The sequence below is a fragment of the Streptomyces sp. NPDC005899 genome (assembly GCF_040629645.1).
Taxonomy (GTDB): Bacteria; Actinomycetota; Actinomycetes; order Streptomycetales; family Streptomycetaceae; genus Streptomyces.
This window is the reverse complement of the sequence record NZ_JBEXWB010000212.1, coordinates 1-11195: the sequence shown is the minus strand read 5'-3', so window position 1 is coordinate 11195 and position 11195 is coordinate 1. Positions and strand designations below refer to the sequence as shown.

General features: G+C 71.2%; 6 protein-coding genes. 2 read left to right on the top strand and 4 right to left on the bottom strand.

What is annotated here, in order from left to right:
- The 4 genes from ABZ371_RS21755 to ABZ371_RS21740 all read right to left on the bottom strand — a co-directional run.
- On the bottom strand, nucleotides 1-1637 hold a 1637-nt coding region (locus ABZ371_RS21755; RefSeq protein WP_358682185.1), incomplete at its 3' end, for a sialidase family protein.
- A gap of 90 nt (nucleotides 1638-1727) precedes the next feature.
- Complete coding sequence (locus ABZ371_RS21750; RefSeq protein ID WP_358682182.1) at nucleotides 1728-2711, bottom strand: carbohydrate ABC transporter permease; 984 nt, start codon at nucleotides 2709-2711, stop codon at nucleotides 1728-1730.
- Complete coding sequence (locus tag ABZ371_RS21745) at nucleotides 2708-3811, bottom strand: ABC transporter permease subunit (protein WP_358682180.1); 1104 nt, start codon at nucleotides 3809-3811, stop codon at nucleotides 2708-2710. Before ABZ371_RS21745 ends, ABZ371_RS21750 begins: the two co-directional genes overlap by 4 nt.
- A gap of 92 nt (nucleotides 3812-3903) precedes the next feature.
- On the bottom strand, nucleotides 3904-5574 hold the full coding sequence (locus ABZ371_RS21740) for an extracellular solute-binding protein (RefSeq protein ID WP_358682178.1): 1671 nt from the start codon (nucleotides 5572-5574) through the stop codon (nucleotides 3904-3906).
- A gap of 395 nt (nucleotides 5575-5969) precedes the next feature.
- On the opposite strand from ABZ371_RS21740, the gene ABZ371_RS21735 reads away from it, so the two are divergent.
- Together ABZ371_RS21735 and yicI are read left to right on the top strand one after the other, a co-directional pair.
- A complete protein-coding gene (locus ABZ371_RS21735; RefSeq protein ID WP_358682175.1) occupies nucleotides 5970-8837 on the top strand; it encodes a glycoside hydrolase family 3 C-terminal domain-containing protein in 2868 nt (955 codons plus the stop codon).
- Nucleotides 8834-11101: an alpha-xylosidase gene (gene yicI, locus ABZ371_RS21730; protein WP_358682172.1), complete on the top strand. Its 2268-nt coding sequence runs from the start codon at nucleotides 8834-8836 to the stop codon at nucleotides 11099-11101. The genes ABZ371_RS21735 and yicI overlap by 4 nt, the downstream gene beginning before the upstream one ends.
- Nucleotides 11102-11195 lie beyond the last annotated feature (94 nt).

Here is an 11195-nt window from a genome sequence, read left to right as displayed (position 1 = left end):
TCCACCCCCGACATAAAGAGGTCCGCCCCCTCGGAGGTCTCCGCCTCGCGCACCACCCGCGTGCCCTCCAAGGCCCGCAGCGATGCTAACGGCTGCCAGCTCGCACCCCCGTCCCGCGAGAACGCGCCCGCGGCGCCGCCCGACGGCCAGCCGGTCCGAACGACGTACGAGGGCCTCAGGGAGGCCAGTGCGAGCCCCGTCGCCGTACCGAAGACGGGATCGGACGCCATCCCGCGCGAGGGGGAGGCGGTCAGGGTCTCGTGGTACATCACCCCGATGTCACCGAGCCCGCTGAGCAGCCGGGCCCCCGACGGCGGGGCGATCAGCTGGCGCACCGACGTCTCCTCCAGACCCCGCACCCGCGGAGCCCAGTGCACGAGGTCACGTGTCCCGAAGACGGTGGCGCCGGTCCCGTACAGGACGTGCCGCGAGTCGAACGGGTCGACGGCGACCGCCTGGATCCACCAGCCGAACTTCGGCTCACCGCCCCACCGCAGGAAGGGGGTCTCCGACACGTCCAGCACCGCGGTGTCCTTGAGGGACGTCCAGCTCGCGCCGCCGTCCACCGAACGGAACAGCGTGTCCACCGGCCCCCAGCGGTTGTTCGTGGAGACGACGACCGTGCCGGGGCGGGCCGCGTCGACCGCGACCCCGCCGTAACCGAAGGCGTCGCCGGCGCCCGGCGCGACCGGGGTGACGTCGCTCCACGCGCCGGTCACCGTGTCGAACCGGTGCACCGAGCCGGCGGACTGGTTGTTGGGCCCCGGCCCGTCCGCGTAGGTCACGTACAGGGCGCGGGTGTGCGCGTCGTACGCGGCGCGGATCGGCACCCTCGTCGCGGCCTCGGCCGCGGACGGCTGCCCGGGGACGGCCTCCCAGCCCCCCGAGGGCGTCGTACGGTACAGCGCCGTGCCGCCGTCGCCCCAGCCCGCGTACACCCTGCGGCCGGCCGCCACCAGCAGTGTGACGCCCTGGCCGTTCGCCGTGCCGGACGCGGGGAAGGCGGTGTCGGCCGACCAGCTCGCCCCGCGGTCCCTGGAGCGCAGGAGGCCGTCGTGGCGGGTACCGAGCCAGAGGGTCTCGCTGTCTCGAGGGTCTACCAGCAGCCGCTCGCCCGCTCCCCGGCCGTCCTCGTTGGCCCCCAGACGCACCGTCAGGTCGGTGCGCTTCCAGGTGGCTCCCCGGTCCTCGGACCTGAGGACCGCGCCGGGCCCGGAGGAGGGCTGGGAGTACGTCCCGAGCGCCAGGTAGAGGCGGCCCGGGTGCGCCGGGTCGACCGCCATCGCCTCCACACCCATCAGGTTCCAGTCGTCCCAGCCGATGTGGTCGGTCAGCGCCGTCCACCGGGAGGCGCGGTCGTCCCACCGGTAGGCACCGCCGATGTCCGTACGGGCGTAGGCCAGGCCCCGCGCGGACGGGTGGAACAGGATGCCGGTCACGAAACCCGTGCCGCCGATGGCGACCGTGCGCCAGCGGTGCGGCTGGGTCCTGCCGGGGCGCCGGGAGGACCCGGCAGCCTCCGCGGTCGCGGCCGGCAGCGCGGAGGCCGCGGCCGCGACCACCGCCGCACCGGCCAGGACGGTCCGGCGCCGGGGGAGCGGCGCGGATTCCGGCTGCGGAACGGACGAAGCGGGCATGACGAACACCTTCCGGTGGGTCCGGGTCGGTTTCCCGGGTGGTGGGGGCGGTTCCGGGGCGAGGCCCGTACGGGGCGAGGGGGGCAGGGCTCAGCCCTTGACCGCGCCCGTGAGCATCCCCTTCTGGAAGTGCTTCTGGACGAAGGGCGACAGCACGGCCACGGGGATCAGCGCGAGGACCATGACGGCCATCTGCACCGCGAGGCTGTTGATCTGCCCGCTGCTCACCGCCGCGCCCATGGCGCCGGGCGGCACCTGGTGCTGGAGGACCAGCTGGCGGAGGATCATCTGCAGCGGGTACTTGTCGCTGTCCTGGATGTACAGCATCGCGTTGAACCACTGACTCCAGTAGCCCACCGCGTAGAACAGCGAGATCACCGCGATGACCGCCCGCGACAGCGGCATGACGATCTGCAGCAGGATCCGCCACTCGCCCGCGCCGTCGATCCGGGCCGCGTCGATCAGCTCCGGAGCGGTGTCCATGAAGAAGCCGCGCAGCACGAGGATGTTGAACACACTGAGGGCGCTCGGCAGGATCATCGACCAGTAGCTGTCACTCAGGCCGATGCCCGTGACCAGCAGGTACGTCGGGATGAGGCCCGCGCCGAAGAACATCGTGGCCATCATCGTCATCAGCAGCGGCCGGTGCGCGTAGGAGTCCTTGCGGCTCAGCCCGTACGCGCACAGCACCGAGACGACCATGCTGAACACCGTGCCGACGACCGTCAGACCGACGCTCACCAACGCGGCCCGGGTGACGGCGCCGCCGCTGAGCAGCTCCTTGTACGCGACGAAGGTGATGCTCTTCGGCCAGACGACGAGGCCCCCGGCGTCGTTGATGGCCTTCGTGTCGGAGAGGCTGGTGACCACCACCACCCAGATGGGGACGAGGATCACCGCGCAGATCGCGAAGAGCCCGAACCCCTTGAAGGCGAGGCCCGCCTTGGTGGGCTCCTCCTCCCACACCGGCCGCGGCTCGATGCGCAGGGCGCGCTGGAGCGGGGTCTCCACCCGCTCGGTGACGGGCGCCGGCGACGGCGTCCCGCTCTTTTCCGTGTCCAGGAGAGTCGTCATTTCTTGGAGTACACCCCCTGCTCGCCCATCATGTGGGCGACCTTGTTGGCTCCCAGCACCATGGCGACGCTGAACAGTCCCTTGAAGATCCCGGCGGCGGCCGCGTAGCCGAAGTCGCCGGTCTTGATGCCCGTCCACCAGATGTAGGTGTCCAGGATCTCGGAGGCGCCCGCCCCCACCTGGTCGCGCTGGAGCAGGATCTGCTCGAAGTCGAGGTTGAGCGCGCTGCCGACCCGCAGCACGAGCAGCAGTGCGATGACCGGGCGCAGGGCCGGCAGGGTGACGTGCCACATCCGGCGCCAGCGGCCCGCCCCGTCGACGGCCGCGGCCTCGTACAGGTCGGTGTTGACGGCGGCGAGCGCGGCGAGGAAGACGATGACGCCCCAGCCGGCGTCCTTCCAGATCGCCTGGGAGGTCACCAGGAACTTGAAGAAGCCCGGGTTGGTCATCAGGTCGAAACCCTCGTGGCCGTGCTCGCGCAGCCACTGCGCGACCAGGCCGGCACCGCCGAACATCTGCTGGAAGACGGTGACGACGAGGACCCAGGAGAAGAAGTGCGGAAGGTAGACGATGGCCTGGACCCAGGCCCGGACCCGTGCGCTCATGATCGTGTTGAGCAGCAGGGCGATGGCGATCGGGATGGGGAAGAACAGGACCAGCTGGGTCAGGAAGATCACCAGCGTGTTGAGGAGCACCTCCCAGAAGCGGTAGTCCTCGAAGATCCGGGTGAAGTTGTCGAAGCCGACGAACGGGCTGCCGGTGATGCCCAGGTCGTACACGTCGTAGTCCTGGAAGGCCACGACGTTGCCGAGCAGCGGCACGTAGTTGAAGAGCAGCAGCAGGGCCATGGCCGGCAGTGTCATCAGGATCAACGTGCGGTCCCGGCGCAGGCGCAGGCGCCAGGTGATGCCGCCGGCGGGTGCCTTGCCCTTGCTCCCGGCCCTCCTCCCGCCGGGCTTCTCCCCGCCCGGAGCCGGCGCGCGGCCTCCGGCCGCCCGGGCTTCGCCGCGCCCCGTTCCGTCGTCGTCTCCGCAGCCGGCGTCCCCGCCCGGTCCCGCCGTCGTGTCCGCGTCGGTCGCCACCGTGGCCCGAGGCTTCACCCTGTGCTCCCCATGTCGTGCTCTCCGCTCCGGCCGCCGGGCTCTTCGCGCCCGGCGGCCTGCGCCCTACGTCCGATCCGGTCCCGTGCGCGTCAGACGCCGGAGCCGTTCTTGTCGAGGAGGTCCTGGTACCAGTCGCGGAGCTTGTCGCCGCCGCTGTTCTTCCACGTGGTCACGGCGGCGTCGACGTCGGCGACCTTCTTGCGGCCGCGGCGGATGTCCTTCTGCAGGTCGTCGAACGGCGTGTAGAGGGAGGCGTAGCGCTGGGGCTCCACGACCTGCATGCCGAAGAAGAGGGGCTTCTTCAGGTGCGGGGCCTGGCGGGCCATCCAGCCGGCGTAGTCCTTCACGAGCTGCGGCTCGTCGGGGAAGGCGATGGTGTGGGGCGGGGAGGCGACGTACAGGAGGGTGGCCGGCTGCGCCTCCTCGATGCCCTTCGGGGTGAAGGTCGGCACACCGCCCTCGACCTTGTAGTGGGTGTCCCGGACGCCGTAGTTCGTCAGCATGAACTCCTCGGTGCCGTAGGGCGCGGCGGCGAAGTCGGCGATGCCGAGGAACTCCTCGATCTTCTCCTTGGGCAGCTTCTTGCTGATGAAGGTGAAGATCCCGGCCGGGTCGTCCTGCCACAGGACCGGCTTGCCGCCGTCCGCGGCGAAGAAGTCCAGGGCCTGCATGTCGAACTTGGGGTTGGCCGCGGCCTGTTCGCTGACCATGCCCTTCCAGCCGCCGGTCCCGTCGTTGTACATGAGGACGTGGCCGCTGGTGAAGCGGATCTTGGAGTCGGCGTCCTTGTTGGCCTCGGCGTCCGGGTGGATGTAGCCGCCGTCGTGCAGCTTCCGTGCGAAGGCGAGGGCCTCGCGGTACTCCTGGGTCTCGATCTTGTGGACGAGCTTGCCGTCCTCGAGCTTCCAGTAGTGCGGGGCGTCGGGCAGGAGGCCGAAGACCTTCTGGATGCAGGTCCACAGGTCGTCGAACGCCCACACCTTGCTCTTGGGGGCGGTGTACTCCTTGCCGAAGGCGAGCAGGTCGTCGGCGCTCGCGGGCAGGGCTCCCGAGCCGACGAGGTCCCGGCGGTAGAAGAAGGCGTTGCCGATGACCGGGTTGGGCATGGGCAGCCCGCGCAGCTTCCCGCCGAAGACGGAGTACTGCCAGGCGCCGGTCGGGATGTTGGCGAGGTTCGGGTACTTCTTGACCGCGTCGCCCGCCAGGTAGGGGCCGAGGTCGGCGAACTTGGCGGTGATCGCGTTGCGGATCTGCCCCTGCATGTTCCAGCCGGGGATGGTCATGACGTCCGGGATGTCGGAACCGGCGAGGATGGCGCCGATCTTGTCCTGGTAGGTGTTGCCGTCCTGCGGGTCGAAGCTGAGCTTCGCGCCCACCGCCTTGTTCACCGCCGTGTAGTAGGGGTTGTCCTTCTTCGGCACCGTGCCCCACAGCGGGGTCATGACCCGGAACGAGGACCCCTTGCCCGGTGCGGACTTCACCGAGGCGACCAGCGGGTCGGGCAGCTTCGTGAAGCCGGGGCTGGACCCGTTGACGCCCGGCACGTCCGGCTGGACCAGATTCGACGGGGCGTAGCTCGGCAGCACCTTCTTGAGCGCCTTGCCCGTCGTCGTGCCCTCCTTGCCCGCTGAACCGGAACCGCCGCTGCCGCCGCAGGCGGCGAGCAGCGGGGCTCCGCCGGCCACGGCCACGGCGGCGAGGGCCCCCGAGGCGAGGAAGCTTCTCCGGCTCGGGGCGGTGGAGGAGGAATTCGGCGTCATTGCGTCAACCCTTCGAGGCACACCAGGACGACATGCGGCGGGCGACCGCCGTTCGGCTCCTGTGTCTGAGGTGGGGCGTTACCGACCGGGCCGGCTGTGGTGCATGACCGGCCGAGATGAAGCGGCTTCCACTGTCGAAGCGCTTCGATGTTGCAGCGAGATTAAGTGAAGGGTCCCGGACGCACAAGAGTTGGTTTCGAGATTCCTCCGACCTGTTTCCGAACCGTTTCCGGGGCTGTAGCGGCTCGGTCACGCTGACAGGGCGGCCGTGCCCTTGACACCGCGGGTTCGGGCGACAGAGCATCGAAGCGCTTCGAAGGATCTACCCCCCGTCCCGGGGGACTTCGACGAGCCCGCAGCCCGGAAACCTCCCACCTCTTCAAGGGGACCCGCACGTGACGGACCATTCGCTTCCCTTCCGCGACCCGCAGCTGCCCTTCACCCGGCGAGCCGACGACCTGCTCGGGCGGCTGACGCTCGAGGAGCGGATCGCGATGCTCCACCAGTTCGCGCCTCCGGTGGAGCGCCTGGGGGTCGGGGCGTTCCGCACCGGGCAGGAGGCCCTGCACGGAGTCGCCTGGATGGGACCGGCCACCGTCTTCCCCCAGGCCGTCGGTCTCGGTGCCACCTGGAACGACGAGCTGGTCCGCCGGGTGGGCGAGGCCGTCGGCGACGAGGTGCGCGCCAAACGCGCCGAGGACGACCGGGTCGGTCTCAACGTCTGGGCACCGACGGTGAACCTCCTGCGCAACCCGCTGTGGGGCCGCGGCGAGGAGGGGTACTCCGAGGACCCGGCCCTGACCTCCGCCATCGCTATCGCCTACACCCGCGGGCTGCGCGGCGACGACCCCCGATACTGGCGCACGGCCCCGGTGCTCAAGCACTGGCTCGCCCACAACAACGAGACCGACCGCGACACCGCCTCCTCCTCGGTGCGCCCGCGCGTCCTGCACGAGTACGACCTCCGGGCCTTCCGCGACGCGGTGCGCGCCGGAGCGGTGGCCGGTGTGATGCCTGCCTACAACCTGGTCAACGGCCGCCCCAACCACGTCTCCCCGCTCCTGGGACAGCAGCTGCGGCAGTGGACCGACCGGTCCCTCGTCGTCTGCTCCGACGCCGGGGCCCCGTCCAACCTGGTCGATTCCGAGCACTACTTCGACACCCACGAGGAGGCCACGGCGGCCTCCCTGAAGGCCGGTGTCGACAGCTTCACCGACCACGGCCAGGACTCCTCGGTCATGACCGGGCGAATCCGCGACGCGCTCGCCAAGGGGCTGATCACCGAGGGCGACATCGACACGGCGGTGCGCAGGCTCCTGGAGATGCGCTTCGCACTCGGTGAGTTCGATCCGGACCTCGACCCTTACGCGCGCACCGGCGACCTCGACACGCCGGAGCACCGGGCGCTCGCCCTGGAGGCCGCCGAACAGGCCGTCGTGCTGCTGAAGAACGAGGACGGGCTGCTCCCGCTCGAACCCCGCGAGGACCGGACCGTCGCCGTCGTCGGACTGCTCGCGGACGCCTGCAAGCTCGACTGGTACAGCGGCTCGCTGCTGCACCGCTCCACGCCGCTGGACGGCCTGCGCGAGCGGTACGGGGCCGGCAACGTGGTCTTCGCCGAGGGCGTGGACCGGATCCGCCTGAAGTGCGCCGAGGGCTGGCTGCGGGTGCCGTCCGCCGACGGCCCGGCGGACGGCGCGGCGCGGGGCGCGGAAGGCGCCCTCGACCCGGCACTCCTGGCCGGCCGCACCGACCTGCCGCCGCTGACCTGCGGGTCCGAGGCCGGTGAACTCGCCGTCGTCGACTGGGGCGACGGCGTCCTCACCTTCCGCAGCGACGAGGGGCTGTACCTCTCGGTCGCCGGGGACGGATACGTACGGGCGTCGGCGGACGAGCCGGGCGGCTGGATCGTCCAGGAGACGTTCCGCCTGGAGGCGGTGGAGGGACACGACGGCGGGCACCGCCTTCTGCACATCGCAACGGGTGGGTACGTCACAGTCGCCGCCGACGGCGCGAAGGTTGCCGTGGAGGGGGAGAAGATCCCGGCGGCGGACGCCACGGTCTTCGAGACGGAGACCGTCGAACGCGGCGAGGACGCCGTGGCGCGGGCCGCGGCCGCGGCCGACACCGTGATCGTCGTCGCCGGGAACGATCCGCACATCAACGGCCGGGAGACCGAGGACCGCACGACCCTCGCGCTCCCGGCGCAGCAGGACCGGATCTGGCGCACGGCGCTCGCCGCGAACCCGCGCACCGTCCTGGTCCTCACCTCCGCCTACCCGTACGCGGTCGGTGACGCGGCCGCCGAGCTGCCCGCCCTGCTCTGGACCGCCCACGGCGGCCAGGCGGCGGGCACCGCGCTCGCCCGCGTCGTCGCGGGTGACACGTCCCCCGCCGGACGGCTGCCGCAGACCTGGTACGCCGCCGACGCCGACCTGCCCGGTCTGCTCGACTACGACGTCATCGGCTCCCGGCAGACCTACCTCTACTTCGACGGCACCCCGCTCTACCCCTTCGGCCACGGCCTCGCCTACACCCGCTTCGGCTACTCCGCCCTGGAGGCGGAGCCGGACGGGGACCAGCTGCGGGTCTCGTTCACGGTCACCAACGAGGGCCCCGCCGCGGGAGACGAGGTGGCGCAGCTCTACGTCCGCGCGACCGGCGCCACGAAGGACCTGCCGCTGCGCAAGCTGGTGGGCCACCGCCGCATCCACCTCGCACCGGGAGCGGCCGAGCGCGTCGCCTTCCGGGTCCCGGTGGAGGAGCTGGGCCACTGGAGCGTGGCGCACGGCCGGTGGACCGTCGAACCCGGGACGTACGAGTTCCTCGCCGGGGCGTCCAGCGCCGACATCCGGCTCACCACGGCGACCGTCGTCGACGGTGAACCGTCGGGGCCGCGCCCCGTCCTCGCCCGTGGTCTGGAGGCCGCGGACTACGACGAGCAGCAGGGGACGCACATCGTGGACCGCACGAGGACCGACGGGGACGCCGTCGCTCCCGCCGGCGACGGCCCCGGTCAACTGCTGTACAAGGACTGTGACTTCGGGAGCGGTGCCACGGGCATCGTCCTCACGGCGTCCGGTGGCGGATCGGTCGGTGTGCGCGTGGGCGAACAGGTGAGGGAGGTGGTCCTGCCGGCCGGCGGCCCCTACGACCACCACGCCTTCGAGGCCGCGCTCGACATCCGGGGCGTGCACGACGTGCACGTCACACTCCAGGGTCCGGTACGCCTCGCCCGCATCGACTTCGAGGAGTCCGCATGAAGTTCACCGACGGCTTCTGGCTCATGCGTGAGGGCGTACACGCCTCCTACGCGACCGAGATCCGCGATCTGCGGGTCGAGGAGAACCGGTTCACCGCGTACGCCGCCGTGAAGCGTGTCACCGGACGCGGTGACACCCTGAACACCCCGCTGATCACCCTCGAGTGCTTCTCCCCGGCCGAGGGCGTCATCGGCGTACGGGCCACCCACCACGCCGGCAGGGCCCACCGCGGCCCGGACTTCGCCCTGCTGCCGGGTGACGGTGAGACACCCCACGGCCGCACCCGCCGGGAGGGCCAGGTCACCGAGCTGACCAGCGGGCCACTGACCCTGCGCATGGACGGCGACGGGCCCTGGGGGCTGGCGTTCCTCGACGGCGAGGGGAGACGCCTGACCGGTGTCGACCCCAAGGGCACCGCCTTCGCCACCACCCCCGGCGGCGCCCACCACATGATCGCCCAGCTCCGCCTGGACGTCGGCGAGAACGTCTACGGACTCGGCGAGCGGTTCACCCCCTACGTGAAGAACGGCCAGACCGTCGACATCTGGCAGGCCGACGGCGGCACCAGCAGCGACCTGGCGTACAAGAACATCCCCTTCTACCTCTCCTCACGCGGCTACGGCGTCTTCGTCAACCACCCCGGCAAGGTCTCCTTCGAGATCGGATCGGAGTCCGTCGGGCAGGTGCAGTTCAGCGTCGAGGACCAGTCGCTGGAGTACTACGTCGTCGCCGGCCCGACGCCCAAGGACGTACTGGCCCGCTACACGGCCCTGACGGGCAGGCCCGCCCTGCCGCCGGCCTGGTCGTTCGGCCTCTGGCTGACCACCTCCTTCTGCACCTCCTACGACGAGGAGACCGTCACCTCCTTCGTGGACGGCATGGCCGAGCGGGACATCCCGCTCAGCGTCTTCCACTTCGACTGCTTCTGGATGCGCGAGTACCAGTGGTCCGACTTCCTGTGGGACCCCGAGGTCTTCCCCGATCCGGAGGGGATGCTGGCCCGGCTCAAGGAGCGCGGCCTGCGCGTCAGCATGTGGATCAACCCGTACATCGCCCAGAAGTCCGTCCTGTTCGCCGAGGGCGCCGAGCACGGCTACCTGGTGCGGCGCGCGAACGGCGACATCTGGCAGTGGGACCTCTGGCAGCCGGGCATGGCGCTGGTCGACTTCACCAACCCGGCGGCCCGCGAGTGGTACAACGGCAAACTCCGCGCGCTGCTGGACCAGGGCGTCGACTGCTTCAAGACGGACTTCGGCGAACGGGTGCCGACCGACGTGGTCTGGCACGACGGGTCGGACCCGGAGCGGATGCACAACTACTACGCGCAGATCTACAACCGCACGGTCTTCGAACTGCTGGAGAAGGAACGCGGCACCGGTGAGGCCGTGCTCTTCGCCCGGTCCGCCACGGCCGGCGGGCAGCAGTTCCCGGTCCACTGGGGCGGAGACTGCTTCGCGTCCTTCACGGCCATGGCCGAGTCACTGCGCGGCGGCCTCTCCCTCAGCCTGTCGGGCTTCGGTTTCTGGAGCCACGACATCGGCGGCTTCGAGGGCACCCCGGACCCGGCGGTCTTCAAGCGCTGGCTCGCCTTCGGCCTGCTCTCCTCGCACAGCCGGCTGCACGGCAACGTGTCCTACCGGGTGCCGTGGGCCTTCGGCGAGGAGGCCGTCGACGTCGCCCGCACGTTCACCCTGCTCAAGCACCGGCTCATGCCGTACCTGTACGGGGTGGCGGCCGAGGCCCGCGGCACGGGCGTCCCGATGATGCGGCCCATGCTCCTGGAGTTCCCCGCCGACCCGGCCACCCGCACCCTGGACCGGCAGTACATGCTCGGCCCGGACCTCCTCGTCGCCCCGGTCTTCACCGAGGACGGCGCGGTCGAGTACTACGTGCCCGAGGGGACCTGGACCTCGCTGCTCACGGGCGAACGGATCACCGGGCCCGCGTGGCGGCAGGAGACCCACGGTTTCGACAGCCTCCCGGTGCTCGTCCGGGACGGGGCGGTCCTGCCCTGGGGTGCCGACGACCAGCGGCCGGACGCCGACTGGCTGGACGGCCTCACCCTGCGTGTCTTCGGCTCGGGCACCGGTGAGCGCACGGTCACGGTGCCGGACCTCACCGGCAGCCCGGCGGCCTCCTTCCACGTCGTACGGGACGGCTCCGGCACACACGTCACCGCCCGGGGCACCGACCGCCCGTACCGCGTGAGCGTGGAGGAGTCCGGCGCGGCGCGGGAGGGCGCGGGGACGGTGACCGTCGCCTGACCCCCACCTCCCCTGCCGACGGGCGGCCCGGCGTCCCCCAGGTCACGTGCGAGCGGGGCGAGGGACGAGCCGTCGCCGGCGATGTGGTGGACGA